Genomic DNA, 17,210 nt, shown 5'->3' with positions numbered 1-17,210 from the left:
CTGCGCTCGCCTTCTGTTCTCTACCGCTCTATTGTCTTTCTTTTTTTCGTGCAATCCCGACCGGGTGCAGTACAACGATCAGCTCAAACAGCAAATGGCCGACATGAAAGTGAAGCGTGTTACCAACGCTGATCTCAGTGAAGCTGTAAATAGTTGGGGGGAGCAAATCGTGGCTATCGCCAACCGGGAAGCCACCGCCAAACTGACAACTGGTGCCGAAACGCTCGCTGTTTGTAACCTGAGTGCCCTACCCAAGACGCAGGCGCTGGCCAAACGCTACGGGATGACCATCAGCCTGCTGGGGGTCGCCGACGTGCAAAACCCCAAACTGGCCCAGAAAGAACGTGAGGTGCTGGACGCGTACCTGTATAACGTCGAGAAGAAGCTGCCGCAGTCGTCCAACATTCAGCGCATCGGCGATACGCTCTTCGTCTACAACGATGCCGTTCCCGTTGAAGACAAACTCTGTCAGGCCTGTTTCGGTACCCAGAAACAACCGTTGGCCGTCTGGCGGCTGGCCTTCCCCAAACGCGAAGTCATCCGGCACATCAACGCAAAAAAGTAGAGGGTTTTGAACGCAAAGGCGCGAAGAATTTCGCGAAGGGCGCAAAGCATTCTGTAGGTATTAGTTGTGATCGGCTTAATAATCTGACGGTGCCTTATATAGGGCACAGAAAACTACACCAGCAAATCACCTTTGCGCCCTTCGCGTTTTCTTTGCGCCTTTGCGTTCAAAAATTCACACAAAAAAGCCATCACCGAATCCGGCAATGGCTTTTTGACTCTTCAGTTGTTGTAAAGGGGAAATGTCATTTGACTACTAATGACTAAAACACGTACTTATTCTCCGCGATCATGGCGTCGGCCACGCGGCGGCGAGCGTCTTTGAGGTTCATCGGCTCAATTTTCGTGAACCGCTTCAGGCCCATTAGCATCACGCGCAGCTCGTCGCCTTCGGCAAAACTGGTGATAGCGGCGCGACCTGCGTTGTTGATCTTCTCGACCGCCTCGTGCAGGTACGTCAGGGCCATGTCTTTTTGCAGCGACAGCGCGCCTTCGCCTTTCATACCGATAAGCTTCTCGACGCGCAGCAGCACCGACTCGGCTACATACACCTCGATCGCCATATCGGCCAGGTTCATCAGGATCTCCTGCTCGTGCGAGAGTTTCGCCATGAACTTCTGCGCCGAGGCACCCGCCACCATCAGTACGGATTTTTTCAGGTTTTTCAGCACCTTCTTCTCGGCGGCAAACAATGTTTCATCATCGTCGCTGCTGAAGTCGGGAATCGACATGATTTCTTTGGCAATCGCCATGGCCGGGCCCATCAGGTCGAGTTCGCCTTTCATGGCCCGTTTCAGCAGCATATCCACCACGAGCATCCGGTTGATCTCGTTCGTGCCTTCGAAAATCCGGTTGATCCGGGCATCGCGGTAGGCGCGTTCCATCGGCGCGTCGGCTGAGTAACCCATGCCGCCATACACCTGCACGCCTTCGTCGACCACGTAGTCGAGGGCTTCCGAGCCGTGTACTTTCATGATGGCACACTCGATAGCAAACTGCTCCAGCGCCTTCAGCTTGGCTTGGGCGTCGTCCATGCCGCCCGCTTTAAGGTCTTCAATGGCATCGTCGATATTCTGACCAGCGCGATAGCTGGCCGATTCTGAAGCGTAAATCTTTACGGCCATTTCGCCCAGCTTGTGCTTGATGGCCCCGAAGCGCGAAATGCTGATGCCAAACTGCTTGCGCTCGTTGGCGTAGCGAACGGCTTCGTTGACGGTCTGTTTGGCACCACCTACCACGGCGATACCCAGTTTGATCCGCCCGATGTTCAGGATGTTTACGGCGATTTTAAACCCATTGCCGCGCTCCGACAGCAGGTTCTCGATCGGGACTTTCACGTCGTTGAAGAAAACCTGACGCGTGTCTGAGCCTTTGATGCCCAGTTTATGCTCGGGCTCGTTCATCGTAATGCCGTCGTACGACCGCTCTACGATGAAGGCCGACAGGTTTTTATCATCATCAATTTTGGCGAAAACGATATAGAGATCGGCGAAACCACCGTTGGTGATCCACATTTTCTGCCCGTTGATGATGTAATGCGTGCCGTCTTCGGTCAGTTTGGCTTTGGTCTTGCCCGAGTTGGCGTCTGACCCCGAATCGGGCTCGGTGAGGCAATAAGCGGCTTTCCACTCACCAGTGGCGAGTTTGGGCAGGTACTTGGCTTTCTGTTCTTCGTTGCCGTAATACACGATCGGCAGCGTACCGATACCAGTATGAGCCGAGAGCGCTACCGAAAAGGAGTGACCCGCGCCGGTTGCTTCCGCCACCAGCATCGAGGTATTGAAATTCATGCCGAAGCCGCCGTACTCCTCGGGAACCGACGTACCCAGCAGCCCCAGTTCGCCCGCTTTGTCCATCAGTGACGACATCAGTTCGGGCGATTTCGCCGCGTCGATTTCATCCAGACGAGGCCAGATTTCGCGCTCCAGAAATTCGCGGCAGGTCGCCGCAATCATTTGCTGTTCTTCGGTAAATTCTTCGGGTATGAAAACCTGCGAGGCGTCAGTGTCTTTGATCAGGAATTCGCCGCCCTTAATCGACGCTTTGTTGTCGGTGGCAATCATTGGTCAGGAATTGTTATGCGTGCATACTATTTCACTACAAAGATGGTGAATGGGTGGATAGGTAGTATGCATGCATAACATTTTTTTATGGATGGGCGTTCCGACTTGCCCTTATCGACTGTCAACTGCAAAAATGTTTATCGTATTATTGCGATTAACAAAAGCAGATCTACCTTTACAGCATGGGATTGACCAAGACCGAAGTATTTACCGCCGACCAAAACCGCCTGGCCGATCTGGCAAAGGCGTTTGCGCACCCGGCGCGGGTCGCCATTTTGCAGCATCTGGTCAAAACCCAGTCGTGCATCTGCGGCGATCTGGTCGATGTGCTGCCGTTGTCGCAGGCAACGGTGTCACAGCACTTGAAAGAACTGAGCCGGATTGGTATCATTAAAGGAAATGTCCAGCCGCCGCGCGTGTGCTACTGCATCAACGAAGAGGTCTGGGCAGAAGCTAAGGTCATATTTGGGGCGCTGCTGACCTCGTTTGAAGGGAATGTATGCTGTTAAAAAATTTTGTAATCAATCATCGTAATATCGCAATAAACCAATTTCGCTATGCAAACCGACGAACAACTCAAAACGCTTGTCCGCGACACCTACACGCAGGTGGCCGATCAGTCGCGGGTGGTCAATGCGGCCTCGTGCTGCGGTTCTGCCTGTGGCTGCTCGCCCCTCGACGACGCAGCGATCATGGCCGACGACTATACCGATATGGCTGGGTACGTTGCCGACGCCGACCTCGGCCTGGGCTGTGGGCTGCCTACGCAGTTTGCCCAGATCAAACCCGGCGACGTGGTCGTTGATCTGGGTTCCGGGGCTGGTAACGACTGCTTTGTGGCCCGCGCCGAAACGGGCGAAACCGGCCGTGTGATCGGCCTGGATATGACGCCTGCCATGATCGACCGCGCCCGACAGAACGCCCAAAAGCTGGGTTACACCAACGTTGAGTTTGTCTATGGCGACATTGAAGACATGCCTCTGCCCAATAATCTGGCTGATGTGGTGGTGAGCAATTGCGTGATGAATCTGGTACCCAACAAAGCGCAGGCCTTTGCCGAGACCTTCCGAATCTTGAAACCGGGCGGGCATTTCAGCATCTCAGACATTGTACTGTCAGGTACGTTGCCAGCGGGTATACGAGAGGCCGCCGAATTGTATGCGGGCTGCGTATCGGGCGCGATTCAGGAGCAGGCGTACCTCGACACGGTGGCGCAGGCCGGGTTTACCAACATCCAGACTCAGAAACGTAAACCGATTACGCTGCCCGACGACCTGCTAACGCAATATCTGACTCAGACGGAACTAGCCGCGTATAAAGACGCGGAGATTGGTATCTTCAGCATCACCGTTTACGCCGAAAAAGCAACCGCTGAGGTGTCGGCCGACACGACTCTGGCGGGCGCTACTACCGGTTCGGCCTGTTGCGGTCCTGATTGCTGTTAGTCTGCGTCTGTTAGTTTTGTTACCAAATAGCCAAGCCATGACGTACCGCCCCGCTACTGCCGACGACCGCCCCGCCCTCGTTGCTCTGTTGACGCAGGCTGAACTACCCACCACCGATTTGCCGGCCGATTTGTCGACTTTTTTGCTGGCTCAATCCGAAGAAGGCGACCTGATCGGGGCAGCGGGAATTGAGCCATTGGGCGAGGTGGGGCTGCTGCGCTCAGTAGCGGTGTCGCCCGATTTTCGGGGCCAATACATTGGACAAACGCTGGTGGACGGCCTGCTACAGGCAGCGCAACACAACGGCCTCACGGACGTATACCTGCTCACGACCACCGCCGATGCGTATTTCGAACGGCTAGGGTTCGGCTACGTCAGCCGTAATAACGTACCTGAAGCCATTGCCCAAACGCAGCAGTTCACTACCCTCTGCCCCGACTCGTCCGTTGTCATGCAACTCACCATATAGATAACCGTTCACTGTCTTCTGTTCACTGTTTCCAACGGCTCATCCCCTCCGTATCGGCCTCTGTACAGCAAGCAATTCGTTTCGACAAACAACGAACAGTGAAACAGAAGACAGCGAACTATAAACTGACTATGCTACATATACTTGTTCTCTGCACCGGCAATTCGACGCGCAGTCAAATGGCGCACGGCTATTTGCAACACATGGCCGGTGACCGGGCGGCGGTGTACAGCGCAGGCGTAGAAACCCACGGCCTGAATCCCCGCGCCGTACAGACCATGGCCGACGATGGCGTCGACATCAGTCACCACACGTCGAACCACGTCGATGAGTACGCGCACCTGCCGTTCGATTACGTGATCACGGTTTGTGACAGTGCCGCTGAACGGTGCCCCGTCTGGATCGGCAAAACCAATCGGCTGCACCACAACTTTGAAGACCCATCCAAAGTGACCGGCCCCGACGAGGCAAGCGTCATGGCCAACTACGCCCGCATCCGCGATCAGATCAAAGCATTTAGTGAGGCGTTTGTGCAGGAAGTGATGAGCGATAAACGATAAGTGGTAAGCGATTCATCGTTCATCACTCCCTCTGTTGAACTTTGCGCGGAACCGTAAACGTTAAACCCTAAACGTCAAACTCATTACCATGCACGCAGCGTTGCGCCCGCCCGTTTCGATTTACACGGAACAAAGCCCGAACCCCAACTCGATGAAGTTCGTGCTGAACCGAGAACTGGTTCCTGATGGTCTTTCGTTCGACTATGCCGAGCCGTCGGAAGCGCTGAAAGAAGGCAAAAATTCACCGCTCGCCGTTGCCCTTTTTGGCGTCGATGGCGTCCGTCGGGTATTCATCGCCGGTAACTTTATCACCCTTACCAAAGACGAAGACGTCGATTGGGGTGAGATTCTGTTTGAAGTAAAAGTCTTCCTGAAAGATTATTTTGAGGCCGACAAGCCCGTGTTTGTGCAACGCACCATGGAGCTGAACTCGACCCGCCTCGAAGCCGACAGCGAGACCGTGCAACAGATCAAAGCCGCGCTCGATCAGTACGTTCGGCCGGCCGTTGAGTCAGACGGTGGTGCCATCAACTTCCATACGTTTGATGAAGAAACCGGTACGGTAAAGGTCCTGTTGCAGGGCTCGTGCAGCGGTTGCCCCTCATCGACTCTTACGTTGAAAGCCGGTATCGAAAACCTGCTGACGCGCCTGGTGCCCGCCGTGAAAACGGTTGAGGCGGAAGGCGTCTAAGCGTAGGTTGGGTTGTTGAGCACTCAGCGCCTGCTGTTGCCTGAAAACGTCGACCTGTAGAGCGGTCATTCGTCCGTTTCATCAGAAAAACAAAGAAAACGCCAACGCTTTAGCCACGTTGGCGTTTTCTTTGCGACGTATAGCTGCCTACAGACAACCTGCGGTGTGGCATGCGTATGAATACAACCAACTCATCTTTGCGTACGCGATCCTACCTCCGTCGGCTTTTTTTTCTTGGTGTCGGTATGGCACCATTCGTCGCATCTGCGCAGAATCTGCTGGGCTTAACCACCAGTCCAGAAGGGGGAATTCACCGTGCTTACCAGAATCCGGCCTGGCTGGCCGATTCGCCCCACCGGTTTTACTTCAGCCTTGGCGCGGTTGGCCTCAACGTCAACAACAACTTTGTGCGGTATCAGGCGCCGTATTCACTGCTACGACTGGTAACTGGTAACGTACCTGCCCAATACCGGCAGGCCAACGGAGCGCTCCGGTTTGAAACCGACTACACACAGGAAATACTGGACGGCAAACCCAAAAACGGCACGCTCTGGGCCGAGTTCCGGGGGCCGTCGGCACAATTGAGCCTCGGACCGCGCACCGTCATTGGGCTGTCGACGCGCCTGCGCGCTTCGGGCCAAATCTGGGGGGCGTCGGAGCAACTGCTGGCGGCCATCCGGGCCAGCCTTGCCAGTTCGGCCTATTATAGCATTCCCAGCCGCAACAACGCGTTCAGTGTCAACACGAACGTGTATGGTGAACTGGCCGCCAGCATCGGGCACACGCTGCTCGAATCGGAAACCGACAAATTGATGGCGGGCGTTACCCTGAAATACCTCGTCGGCTTCACATCGGGCTATTTCGTTAACCGGGGTCTCGACTACACCGTACTGCCCGACCCGAACGTACCTGACGGGGGCTACCTCGACATCAGCCGCATCGACGCCGACTTTGGTTTCACGTCTTTCCTGAATAACCAGAACCTGACCCTCAGCTCGCTGGTGAGTGGCAACGCGCCGGGGCGCGGCGTGGGGGTCGACGTTGGGCTGGCCTATGTGCGTCAGGTTGACTCAGAAAGCCCTACCATGCGGCTGGGGCTGGCCTTAACCGATCTGGGGGCTGTGACGTATTCGGGCGAATCGTATGATATTACCCAGCAGAAGACCCGATTCCTGCCCAGCGACTTCGACGACGTGCGCAATACCGAACAGGCGGTGAACATCATCCGCGAGAAACTGGGCGTAACCGAGGCCCAAAACCGGGGTAAGTTTACGAGTGGCCTACCCACCTCGCTCAACTTATCGGCCGATTATGCCCTGCCAACTGGGCTGGGTTTGCAGGTGGCCTTGTGGCAGGATTTGCGCAGCAATTCAGCAGTGGCGGCCCACCAACCCACCGTACTGGCGATTGTGCCGCGCTACGACGTAAAATGGGGCGGCGTATCGGTGCCGCTTTCGGTCGTGAACGGGGGCGCGCAAGTAGGGTTGTCGTTACGCGCCGGTCCGGTCTGGGCTGGCTCCGATAACCTGCTGGGCCTGATTGGTACCAGCAACAACGGCATTCGCCCGCGTGGGGTCGATGTATATCTGGGGTTGGCCATGGGCTTTGGCTCGCGCAACGCCGATAACGACTAGCGGATTGGTACACGGATCATGCGGATTGAACGGATCGTCGCCGATTGGTGAAGGACTGAAGGTTAAAAAGAAGCCTGTTCGGCCCTTATCGCTCTATCAATCTGTGGTCATTTGTTCAATCTGTAGCATCAGCGTTCCCATCTCCACCTTTATCATTGCGAAACCCTGCTAAGCTGGCTATTTTTGCGGCCACTTTTTACGCTCAACGTTGGCGGGGCAACGCTGTCAGTAGATAAGCCGGTCGGAGCTGCTATTGATCGTTGGTCGCTGATGTTGACCCTTGAGACCTTATCATGCTTCGAACACATACCTGCGGCGAACTGCGTTTGTCGGATAGTGAAAAAACGGTTAGCCTAAGTGGCTGGGTACAAACCATCCGCGACAAAGGAGGGGTACTCTGGATCGACCTGCGCGACCGATATGGCATCACCCAGCTGATTCTGGAAGAAGGTGTTTCGGCGGCACCGCTCTTTGCAACGGCCCGCACCCTGGGGCGCGAATTTGTGATTCAGGCTAAGGGCAAGGTGACCGAGCGGCAGGCGAAAAATCCGAACCTGCCCACCGGCGACATCGAGGTACGTCCGACTGAACTGACGATTCTGAACCCCGCCAAACTGCCGCCCTTCCTGATCGACGACGAAACCGACGGCGGCGACGACCTGCGGATGCGTTACCGGTACCTTGACCTGCGCCGTACCCCGGTTCGCCGGAATCTCGAACTGCGCCATCAGGTCGCCCGCCGCACCCGCGAGTACATGGACGGCCAGGATTTTATCGAAGTTGAAACGCCGGTCCTGATTAAATCGACGCCCGAAGGAGCACGGGACTTTGTGGTGCCCAGCCGCATGAACCCCGGCGAATTTTATGCACTGCCCCAGTCGCCGCAGACGTTCAAACAGCTGCTGATGGTGTCGGGTTTTGATCGCTACTATCAGATTGTCAAGTGTTTCCGCGACGAAGATTTGCGCGCCGACCGGCAACCCGAGTTTACGCAGATCGACTGTGAAATGTCGTTTGTGGAGCAGGAGGACATCCTCAACATGTTTGAAGGGCTGGTGCGCCACCTGTTCAAAACGGTGAAAAGCATCGACCTGCCTGAAGTTCCCCGCATGACCTATGCCGACGCCATGCGGCTCTACGGCTCTGACAAACCCGACATTCGGTTCGGTATGCCATTCGTTGAGCTGACCGGGCAGGTGCAAGGCAAAGGCTTCAGCGTGTTCGACAGCGCCGAACTGGTCGTGGGTATCTGCGCCACGGGCGCCGCTTCATATACCCGCAAGCAGATCGACGAACTGACCGAGTGGGTAAAACGCCCGCAGATTGGCGCGAAAGGCCTGATCTACGCCCGCGTCAACGAAGACGGTAGTGTGAAATCGTCGGTCGATAAGTTCTATTCGCCCGAAGACCTCGCGGGTTGGGCAACGGCCATGAACGCACAGCCGGGCGACTTGCTGCTGTTGCTGGCGGGTGATGCCAACAAAACCCGGAAGCAACTAAACGAACTGCGCCTTGAAATGGGTACGCGCCTTGGCCTGCGCAACCCCGACGACTATAAAGTGCTGTGGGTTCTGGACTTCCCGCTGCTCGAATATGGCGAAGAAGAACAGCGCTGGTTTGCCATGCACCACCCGTTTACCTCGCCCAAGCCCGAAGATATTGCGCTGCTCGACACCGACCCCGGTGCCGTTCGGGCCAATGCGTACGATCTGGTTATCAACGGTACCGAAGTGGGTGGGGGCTCCATCCGGATCTTCAACCGCGACTTGCAGGCCCGGATGTTCAGCCTGCTGGGTTTCAGCGACGAAGAGGCCAAGGCACAGTTTGGCTTCCTGATGGACGCCTTCGAGTTTGGCGCGCCCCCGCACGGCGGCATCGCCTTCGGGTTCGACCGGCTTTGCTCGCTCTTCGGTGGGGCCGACAGCATCCGCGATTTCATTGCCTTCCCGAAAAACAACGCGGGCCGCGACGTGATGATCGACTCACCCTCGACCATTGCCAACAAACAACTGGACGAACTAAAGATCAAAACGACCGTTTAGTCGTAGATCGGTTTGAAGATATACTGCGAAAAAGGTCCGTTTCTTCGGACCTTTTTCATTACGCTTGTTTCACTACTTGTTTCTGCTACTCATGGACTTAACCGCATTTGACACAACCACCTGGCTCATTATTGGCGGGGTTGTACTCCTCCTTATTCTGATCGCGCTGTATCTGCGCTGGTCGAGCAGCCGTAGCCCTAAAGCTGTGGCGCAGGTAACGCAGAACGGTATCTCCGTAAAAGTGATTTACAGCCAACCCAGTAAACGGGGGCGTACCGTCTTCGGAGAGGTGGTGAAATACGATAAAGTATGGCGTACGGGTGCCAATGCCGCCACGATCATCGAACTGGCGCAGGATGTGCGCCTGGGTGGTAACCGACTCGCCAAAGGCCGGTATTCGCTGTATACCATCCCGACGCTCACCGATTGGACGGTCATCATCAACCGCCGCACGGGGCAGTGGGGCGTAAGCTACAAAGAAGACGCCGACATCATGCGCCTGACCGTACCGACACGTACCTACACCCCCGCCGCCGAGCAGTTTTTCATCAGCTTCGAGCCACAACCCGGCGGGGTAAACATGCTCCTGACCTGGGACGAAACGCAGGCAGTTGTCCCGATCCAGAAAGCCGCCTAGGTACGTTGCCGCTGGCAGGAGGTCGTATTGTCGTTCTGACTATATTTGAGAAAAGACGGACGCTATGGAAGCTATCATCGATCAACTCTCTGAGTACGAACTCGAACGAGGTAAACCTATGCCCACCTTCAATCACGCGATTGTACAGGGTAATCTGCTCTTTTTACTGAAAGCGGGTCATCGAAACACGTATACTATACTACCGGAGATTAATATAACCATGCCCGAGCGGCCTGATACCGTTCCGGATTTGGCAATCTATCTAAAGCTTCCCGTCGACTTTCTGCATGATATCCAGTCGATGACGCAAATTCCCTTGACAGTTGTCGAGATCATTTCGCCGTCGCAGTCGAATGACGAGATTCTGGCTAAGTTCGAGCGGTATTTTGCGGCCGGTGTACAGTCCTGCTGGCTGGTGATTCCGAGCTTCCAATCCATATCTGTTTATTCTGCGCCCGGCCAGTACCAGTTCTTCAACAGCGGAACTACGCTCACCGACCCTGCTACGGGCATTGAACTAGCAATTGATGAAGTATTCGAATAGCGTAACGTACCTGTAAAACAAACAAGACCGCTCTTTATAGAAGCGGTCTTGTTTGTTTTACAGGTACGTTACCATTACTGTCCCGTCGGCAATAGCACGAACTTGATCAGGTTGTTGCCTAGGTACGTGTTGGCGGCAGCTTTGGTGCTCTCGACGGTCACGGTTTTGAGCAGTTCGGGCTGGCGCAGCACTTCCTGCGGATCGTCGCCGTTGTAATACTGGTTGGCCAGGTAGCTGAGCCAGAAATTGTTGTCGCGCAATTGTACCTCCTGCTCACGTTGGGTTTCGGCCTTGAACTTGGCAATGTCTTTCGGGTCAGCGCCGGTCGTCTTTAGCTTGGCCACTTCCCGATTGACGCTGGCAATGAGTTTGTCGACGTTTTCGGGCGCACAGCCGAAATTGATGCGGAACGTGTAGCGCGGCACCGGATACCGGCCATAGACGCCGCTGGCGCTAACGCCATACACGCCGCTTTCTTCTTCGCGCAGCTTCTCGATTAGCTTAATTTCCAGCACTTCGGCCAGCGCGTCGACCTGCACGGCATTTTCGGGCGTCCAGTCAAAATTGCCCGTGTAAACCAGTTGCACGCTCGCTTTAGGGTCGACGCCCCGCCGGACGGTCTTGCTCAGTTGGCCTTCCGGGGCGCGGATGCCTAAGTCGCGGAAGGTTTCGTTCGACTGGGTGCTGGGCAGGCCGCCTAGGTACGTCTCGAGCAACGGCCGGATCTTGACCGGATCGAAGTTACCCACGAAGGTGAACGTGAAATTGCTGGCGTCGGCAAACCGATCGTTGTAAATCTGGAGCGCCCGGTCGAGGTTGATACGGTCGAGGTCGGCGGGGGTTAGCGGCTGGCGGCGTGGGTTGTTGTTGCCCAGCGTCACGCTCACCGTATCCTGAAAAACCTTCTGTGGCGTGGGCGTTGCCAATTGGTTAGCGAGCGCGCTTTTCTGATTCGACAGGAAACCCGCTACGACGTCGGGGTCTTTGCGCGGCTGGGTGAAATAGCTATAGAGCAGTTGCAGCGCCGTTTCGAGGTCTTTAGGGGCCGTGCCACCACTGACGCCTTCGTTCAACTCGCTGATGTACGGACTCACGTTCAGCGCCTTACCCGCCAGGAATTTACCCAGCTGTACCTGACTGTACTCGCCTGTGCCACCCAGCGATACCAGCGTCGAGGCGAAGCGGGCGCTCTGAAAATCGGCCAGTTCGTAGCGCGAGGTGCCGCCGAGGCTATTGCCCGAAAACAGAATCTGGTCGTTTTTGAAATTGGTTGGTTTCAGCACCACGCGAACGCCATTGCTCAGGCGCAGTTCGGTCACGCCGATCTTGTCGAGCTTCTGTTCGCTGATGATCTTGCCGGGAACGGGCGCTTTAGCCAGTAGGGGTTTGTCGAGTACCTTGTCGTCGTAGGCCGTCAGGTTTTTGCCCGCCGCATCGACGTACCCAATGACCTGCTCCACGCTGGGCAATTTGGCTTTATCTTTTTCGGGTGCCATCAGCACCACCGCCCGGTTTTCGTTCCGAATAAACTGATCGACCAGACCGTTCACCTCCGTGAGTTTGATCCCGTCGAGGTGCTGCTTCACAAAATCAAAGTAATAGCCAATGTTGACCACGGGCTCCTGATCGGTGAAATTGCCGACATATTCGCCTACGTAATTGGCCGAGCGGGTTTTGTCGCGTTCGAGATACGCCTGCTCGATACCGCGCAGCAGGTCGGTTTTGGCGCGGGCCAGCTCGGTGGGCGTAAAGCCAAACTGCTTCACGCGGGCGTTTTCGTCGAGCAACGCCCGAATGGCCCGCTCGATGTTGCCTTCTTTAGCCACGGCAAAGGCCGTGAAGGCGTCGAGGTTTCCCAGGAAGCTGCCGTAGTTGCTGTAGCCATACAGAAACGGCGGGTCGGCCTGCTGGGTCAGCTCCTGAATGCGGTTGCCCAGCATGCCATTGAACAGGTCGCGGACGATGTCGGACCGGAGGTCGGCCAGCGTTTTTTCTTTCAACTGCGGCCGTTTGTAAATAATCTGGACAATGGTGTTCGGCTGCTCGTTGTCGGTCACGATCACCACCTTCGTGTCTTTGTGGGGCGGAATCGTAAACGTCGGGCGGGGCAGGGGCGAAGTGGCCTTCGGAATACGCCCGAACTTCTGCCGGATCATCGCTTCCACCTGTTTTACGTCGAAATCACCCACGGCCACCACGGCCATCAGGTCGGGTCGGTACCAGGTCTTGTAGAAATCGCGCAGCACGGCAGGCTTGAACGTGCGGATGATGCTGTCTTTACCAATGGGCAGGCGGTTGGCGTAGCGCGAGTTGTTCAGGATAAACGGGAAATACTTGTCGCGCATCCGCTGTTGGGCACCCCGGCCTAGGCGCCACTCTTCAAGCACCACGCCACGCTCTTTTTCGATCTCAGCCGGGTCGAGCGTTACGTTGTGCGCCCAGTCTTCCAGAATCTGCATCGACCGCTCAAAAACACCCGCCGAATCGGTTGGTACGGGGAGTTCATACACGGTTTCGTCGAAACTGGTATAGGCGTTGAGGTCGGCCCCAAAGCGGATGCCCGACGATTGCAGAAAATTGACCAGCTCGTTTTTCGGGAAGTTTTTGGTTCCGTTGAACGCCATGTGCTCCATGAAGTGAGCCAGACCCTGTTGGGCGTCGTTCTCCAGCACCGACCCCGCCCGGACCACGAGGCGCAACTCGGCTCGGTTGGCTGGCTCAGCATTTTTGCGGATGTAATAGGTGAGGCCGTTGGGCAGCTTGCCCACCTTCACGTCGCGGTCGAAGGGAATGGGTGCCGTCAGAGGTTGTCTGGGTTGGGGGGCGGCTTTACGAGCCGTTTGGGCCAGCGCGGTGGAGACCGTGCCAGGTACGTTCAAGGCCGCTACGAAAAGCAGCGACTTAAGCAGGGTTGAATGCATGCAGAAACGAGTTGATTCGGGGATTGGACTTAGCCTGCTCCTGGGCGGTTTTCAGGCTATAAACCCAGGGTTACGTACTTACGTTGGGTATAACGATTTACGAAAAAGAACAGTTGCCGCACCGGTTAAGCATAATTAATCAGCGAATGAAGTGTTCGGATTGATTATCAGACTATTGGATAGATAAGTCTGAAATAAGTGATAACAGAACGTTTCATATTGGGGAAGCTGATATACTTTCGCCGCCGATAAACCATTTACAAAACCAACCGATGAAGTATTTTCTCTCCCTCAGCGTAGCCTTATTGTTGGCCGTGTCGGCCCAGGCGCAGGAATTCAAACCCTTCAAAGTGAACGTGTCACTGGGGGCTGCTATCCCCAGCGGCGGCGGCGGCGTGCTGTTCGCTATTGAACCCAAATATGGCGTAAGTGACCGCATCGACGTGGGTCTTCGCCTCGAACTGGCTGCGATGGCCCGGTCGGTTGTCTACAACGGCAACGAAACGTCAGGTAACGCCACTGGGGCGGCGTCGTACCTGCTGACGGGCAACTATTTGTTGTCTGATGCAAACTTCCGTCCGTTTATCGGGGCTGGTATCGGCTTGTTCGGTATTGCCGGTACGTCATTCGTAACGAATGGCAACCAGGGTACCAACGGCGAAATCCAGGCAGGCAACGTGTTTGGCGGTATGGTGAGGGCTGGCTTCAAAACAGGCCACTTCGTACTGGCAGCCGAATACAACATCGTGCCGAACACGAACTCAGTAGTTTATGACAGCAACGGCAACGTGCAAGTTGGCACGAGCGTACAAAGCAAAAACTCGTACCTGGGTGTGAAACTGGGCTTCGACATCGGCGGTGGCCGTCGGTAGAACGTCGCTCTTTTCAGAAATCAAACGGCCTTCACAGTATGTGAGGGCCGTTTTTTTGCTTTTCATCCTATGAAAATAGCCCTGATTGGACCTGGTAAAGTAGCCCATCTGCACGCCCAAGCTGTGCTGGAAATCCCCGATGTTACGCTGGCAGCCGTATGCGGCCGGAACGAACAAAAAACCGCCGACTTTGCGCGTCAGTATGGCATCGCGCCCTACACCAGCGTGTCGGAGATGGTGAGCCGGGAAGGTATCGACGTGTGCGTGGTGCTGACGCCGCACCCCAATCACCGCGAACCCACGATTGCCGCGCTGGAAGCCGGGGCGCATGTATTGGTAGAGAAACCGCTGGCAGCATCGCTGGCCGATTGTGATGCGATGATCGCAGCCGCCGAACGTACCCAGCGGGTGTTGAGTGTGGTGAGTCAGCGGCGGTTCTATGCACCGTCGCAGCGCATCCGGGCAGCCATCGACGCGGGCAAGATTGGCATGCCCGCACTGGGGATGGTACAGATGCTCGGCTGGCGCGACGAAGCCTACTACGGGTCGGACCCCTGGCGGGGTTCGTGGCAGCACGAAGGCGGTGGGGTGCTGGTCAATCAGGCGCCGCACCAACTGGATTTGCTGCTCTGGTACATGGGTGAGCCCACGATGGTCTACGGGCAGTGGCGCAACGTGAATCACCCGTACATCGAGGTCGAAGATACGGCGGTGGCCATCGTACAGTTCAAAAATGGGGGTGTGGGCAATATTGTGGCTAGTAATAGCCAGAAACCCGGTCTCTACGGCAAGGTACACCTGCACGGGAGTAGTGGGGCGTCGGTGGGGGTACAGACCGATGGCGGCAGCATGTTTATTGCTGGCCGGTCGGGTATTCAGGAACCTCCCGTCAATGACCTGTGGACGGTACCCGGCGAAGAACATTTGTTGGCGGAGTGGAAAGAGGAGGACACTACCCTGTTCGGGCAGATTAACCCGCTGACGCACTATTTTGCGCTGCAACTCGCCGATTTCTGCGCAGCCATTCGGGAGCAACGTACCCCGGCCATTACGGCACAGGACGGTCGTCGTGTGGTTCAACTTTTCGAAGCCATCTACGAGTCGCAACGTACCGGACAAGCGGTGAGCATATAGGACAAGGTCCAATGTCCAAGCGGTCCAAAGTTGGCTGGCGCAAGCAGAATACGCGCCAGCCAACTTTGGACCGCTTGGACATTGGACCTTGACCTAACGTTTACTGCTTATCCCACCACACGCGGGTGTCGAGGTTATCGGGGCCTTGCCGGGAGATGGCTTCCTGGACTTTCGCCGAGTTCACCGAGATTTCGGTATCGGGGTAGGAGAGGCGGTTAATGAAACTGCCTTTGATCTCCTTGCCCGGATACGGGTTGGGCGTCAGTTTGGGGAAACCACTGCGGCGGAAGTTGGCAAACACCTCGGGGCCGTTCAGGAACGACGCTACCCAGTACTGCGTGTTGATCAGTTCCAGCCCTCTGGCAGCCACGTAGGGGTTAGCAGCCAGGTACGTAGCAATGTTAGCGTCTGATACCAGCGAGGTGGCATCGTAGTCGCCCAACTGCTGCATATGTGCTCTTACGCCCGCATTGTAGTAGTCGGCTGCGTTGCCGGTAGTCCAGGTACGTACGGCGGCTTCGGCCAGCAGCAATTGGGTCTGGGCATACGTGACAAAATACGTTGGCGCGGCTAGTTTGCCCATGCGCGTGCGGTCGAGCTGCGAGTAATCGTAGAAACTGGCCAGACCATCGGCCGTGGCGCGGGCACCGATCGTACCATTATCGAAACCGAGCGGCATCCCTTTCTGTATGGCCGGGTCGCGGTTGGCGCGGGCGGCTGTTTGCTCAGGACCACTTTTCGCCCCCACATACCGAACGGCAATGGAAGCCAGCCGTGGGTCGGCGGTCGATTTCAGGTAATCGACAAAGTAGCCCGTCAGGTAGTAGTTAGCCGCTTCGGTCGAGTTGAGCGTAACGCCGATCTGATTCTGGTAGTTGGCATCGTTGCGCAACACGGCATTGTCGGCGTTCGACTGCAATACGCCCCCGGCGACCGCCTTCTGCACCGTTGATTGAGCCAGCGTCGGGTTCACTTTAGAGAGCCGCATGCCCGCCCGCAACATCACCGAATAGCCAAACCGTTTCCAGCGGGCAATATTACCGCCGTATACGACTTCACCGGCTTCGGTGGGTTTGGCCGCGTCCAGCGCCGCCGATGCCTCGGTCAGCTCTTTGATGATGTCGTTGTAGATGCTTTCCTGCGTGTCGTATTTAGGCACTACGTTGCTGCCGATATAGCCCAAACCCGCTTCCGTATAGGGAATATCGCCATACGTATCGGTTAGCACCATAAAGGAATAGGCTTTCCAGATGCGGGCCATGTTGTAGAGATTCGACCGGTTGGCATCGGATTTGGTCTGATTGAGCACCTCGACCAGATACCGGATGTTGTCCCGGTAGTAGCGTTGCCAGAGTGCGGCGTTGGCGCCGGTTGGCCCGCGGTTGTCGATGTTGAAATTACCGCCTGCCACAATGCCGGAGTTGGGCGTAAACAACTGCTGCACAATCGGGTGTTCGAAGATCAGCGACGAACCGGGGTATGTACTGTTAATCAAGGCGTTATTGAACAAAAAGGCCGGGTTGAGCGAAGTCGCTGCCGTTGGGTTTACGTTCAGCGCATCGAACCCTTTATCGCAACTACTGACGCCCAGTACAAGGGCCACCAGCGGAGCAAGGAATTGTATTTTTTTCATG

Annotated in this window: 15 protein-coding genes; 12 read left to right on the top strand and 3 right to left on the bottom strand. The window is 56.0% G+C overall.

What is annotated here, in order from left to right:
* The first annotated feature begins 31 nt into the window (after positions 1-31).
* The gene (locus ACAW74_RS06195; protein ID WP_370697341.1) at positions 32-565 is read left to right on the top strand and encodes a hypothetical protein; all 534 of its coding nucleotides are present in this window, start codon (positions 32-34) and stop codon (positions 563-565) included.
* A 262-nt stretch (positions 566-827) separates the two neighbouring features.
* Here ACAW74_RS06195 and ACAW74_RS06190 read toward each other — a convergent pair whose 3' ends face one another.
* Positions 828-2,627, bottom strand: a complete 1,800-nt coding sequence (locus tag ACAW74_RS06190) for an acyl-CoA dehydrogenase FadE (RefSeq protein WP_370697340.1) — start codon at positions 2,625-2,627, stop codon at positions 828-830.
* A gap of 182 nt (positions 2,628-2,809) precedes the next feature.
* Between ACAW74_RS06190 and ACAW74_RS06185 the strand changes: the two genes are divergently transcribed.
* The 9 genes from ACAW74_RS06185 to ACAW74_RS06145 all read left to right on the top strand — a co-directional run bounded on the left by ACAW74_RS06185 (position 2,810) and on the right by ACAW74_RS06145 (position 10,649).
* Positions 2,810-3,136, top strand: a complete 327-nt coding sequence (locus ACAW74_RS06185; protein ID WP_370697339.1) for an ArsR/SmtB family transcription factor — start codon at positions 2,810-2,812, stop codon at positions 3,134-3,136.
* A gap of 48 nt (positions 3,137-3,184) precedes the next feature.
* A complete protein-coding gene (locus ACAW74_RS06180; RefSeq protein ID WP_370697338.1) occupies positions 3,185-4,072 on the top strand; it encodes an arsenite methyltransferase in 888 nt (295 codons plus the stop codon).
* Positions 4,073-4,109: 37 nt separating this feature from the next.
* A complete protein-coding gene (gene arsN2 / locus ACAW74_RS06175; RefSeq protein WP_370697337.1) occupies positions 4,110-4,541 on the top strand; it encodes an arsenic resistance N-acetyltransferase ArsN2 in 432 nt (143 codons plus the stop codon).
* 131 nt (positions 4,542-4,672) lie between these two features.
* Positions 4,673-5,101 (top strand): arsenate reductase ArsC, encoded by a 429-nt coding sequence (locus tag ACAW74_RS06170; RefSeq protein WP_370697336.1) that lies wholly within the window; start codon positions 4,673-4,675, stop codon positions 5,099-5,101.
* 88 nt (positions 5,102-5,189) lie between these two features.
* Entirely contained in the window at positions 5,190-5,792 is a 603-nt protein-coding gene (locus ACAW74_RS06165) for a NifU family protein (RefSeq protein ID WP_370697335.1), read from the top strand.
* 245 nt (positions 5,793-6,037) lie between these two features.
* Positions 6,038-7,426, top strand: a complete 1,389-nt coding sequence (locus ACAW74_RS06160; protein WP_370697334.1) for a DUF5723 family protein — start codon at positions 6,038-6,040, stop codon at positions 7,424-7,426.
* Positions 7,427-7,719: 293 nt separating this feature from the next.
* The gene (aspS, locus tag ACAW74_RS06155; RefSeq protein ID WP_370697333.1) at positions 7,720-9,468 is read left to right on the top strand and encodes an aspartate--tRNA ligase; all 1,749 of its coding nucleotides are present in this window, start codon (positions 7,720-7,722) and stop codon (positions 9,466-9,468) included.
* Positions 9,469-9,559: 91 nt separating this feature from the next.
* Positions 9,560-10,105 (top strand): DUF2911 domain-containing protein, encoded by a 546-nt coding sequence (locus ACAW74_RS06150; protein WP_370697332.1) that lies wholly within the window; start codon positions 9,560-9,562, stop codon positions 10,103-10,105.
* Between the two features lie 64 nt (positions 10,106-10,169).
* A complete protein-coding gene (locus ACAW74_RS06145) occupies positions 10,170-10,649 on the top strand; it encodes a Uma2 family endonuclease (RefSeq protein ID WP_370697331.1) in 480 nt (159 codons plus the stop codon).
* Between the two features lie 74 nt (positions 10,650-10,723).
* Here ACAW74_RS06145 and ACAW74_RS06140 read toward each other — a convergent pair whose 3' ends face one another.
* On the bottom strand, positions 10,724-13,570 hold the full coding sequence (locus tag ACAW74_RS06140; RefSeq protein WP_370697330.1) for a M16 family metallopeptidase: 2,847 nt from the start codon (positions 13,568-13,570) through the stop codon (positions 10,724-10,726).
* 272 nt (positions 13,571-13,842) lie between these two features.
* On the opposite strand from ACAW74_RS06140, the gene ACAW74_RS06135 reads away from it, so the two are divergent.
* Both ACAW74_RS06135 and ACAW74_RS06130 read left to right on the top strand, forming a co-directional pair.
* The gene (locus ACAW74_RS06135) at positions 13,843-14,442 is read left to right on the top strand and encodes a hypothetical protein (RefSeq protein WP_370697329.1); all 600 of its coding nucleotides are present in this window, start codon (positions 13,843-13,845) and stop codon (positions 14,440-14,442) included.
* A gap of 69 nt (positions 14,443-14,511) precedes the next feature.
* The gene (locus ACAW74_RS06130) at positions 14,512-15,576 is read left to right on the top strand and encodes a Gfo/Idh/MocA family protein (protein WP_370697328.1); all 1,065 of its coding nucleotides are present in this window, start codon (positions 14,512-14,514) and stop codon (positions 15,574-15,576) included.
* Positions 15,577-15,676: 100 nt separating this feature from the next.
* On the opposite strand, the gene ACAW74_RS06125 is transcribed toward ACAW74_RS06130, so the two are convergent.
* Complete coding sequence (locus ACAW74_RS06125) at positions 15,677-17,209, bottom strand: SusD/RagB family nutrient-binding outer membrane lipoprotein (protein WP_370697327.1); 1,533 nt, start codon at positions 17,207-17,209, stop codon at positions 15,677-15,679.
* Position 17,210: the final 1 nt, after the last annotated feature.

Origin of the sequence: Fibrella musci (genome assembly GCF_041321105.1) — a bacterium.
Lineage (GTDB): Bacteria > Bacteroidota > Bacteroidia > Cytophagales > Spirosomataceae > Fibrella > Fibrella musci.
The sequence above is the reverse complement of the archived record's forward strand: the minus strand, read 5'-3'. Positions and strand labels throughout refer to the sequence as shown.

Excerpts from the sequence above, each read along its gene's own strand:
- ACAW74_RS06190 (WP_370697340.1), bottom strand. The coding sequence starts at position 2,627 with ATGATTGCCACCGACAACAAAGCGTCGATTAAGGGCGGCGAATTCCTG.
- ACAW74_RS06185 (WP_370697339.1), top strand. The coding sequence starts at position 2,810 with ATGGGATTGACCAAGACCGAAGTATTTACCGCCGACCAAAACCGCCTG.
- ACAW74_RS06180 (WP_370697338.1), top strand. The coding sequence starts at position 3,185 with ATGCAAACCGACGAACAACTCAAAACGCTTGTCCGCGACACCTACACG.
- arsN2 (WP_370697337.1), top strand. The coding sequence starts at position 4,110 with ATGACGTACCGCCCCGCTACTGCCGACGACCGCCCCGCCCTCGTTGCT.
- ACAW74_RS06170 (WP_370697336.1), top strand. The coding sequence starts at position 4,673 with ATGCTACATATACTTGTTCTCTGCACCGGCAATTCGACGCGCAGTCAA.
- ACAW74_RS06165 (WP_370697335.1), top strand. The coding sequence starts at position 5,190 with ATGCACGCAGCGTTGCGCCCGCCCGTTTCGATTTACACGGAACAAAGC.
- ACAW74_RS06160 (WP_370697334.1), top strand. The coding sequence starts at position 6,038 with ATGGCACCATTCGTCGCATCTGCGCAGAATCTGCTGGGCTTAACCACC.
- aspS (WP_370697333.1), top strand. The coding sequence starts at position 7,720 with ATGCTTCGAACACATACCTGCGGCGAACTGCGTTTGTCGGATAGTGAA.
- ACAW74_RS06150 (WP_370697332.1), top strand. The coding sequence starts at position 9,560 with ATGGACTTAACCGCATTTGACACAACCACCTGGCTCATTATTGGCGGG.
- ACAW74_RS06145 (WP_370697331.1), top strand. The coding sequence starts at position 10,170 with ATGGAAGCTATCATCGATCAACTCTCTGAGTACGAACTCGAACGAGGT.
- ACAW74_RS06140 (WP_370697330.1), bottom strand. The coding sequence starts at position 13,570 with ATGCATTCAACCCTGCTTAAGTCGCTGCTTTTCGTAGCGGCCTTGAAC.
- ACAW74_RS06135 (WP_370697329.1), top strand. The coding sequence starts at position 13,843 with ATGAAGTATTTTCTCTCCCTCAGCGTAGCCTTATTGTTGGCCGTGTCG.
- ACAW74_RS06130 (WP_370697328.1), top strand. The coding sequence starts at position 14,512 with ATGAAAATAGCCCTGATTGGACCTGGTAAAGTAGCCCATCTGCACGCC.
- ACAW74_RS06125 (WP_370697327.1), bottom strand. The coding sequence starts at position 17,209 with ATGAAAAAAATACAATTCCTTGCTCCGCTGGTGGCCCTTGTACTGGGC.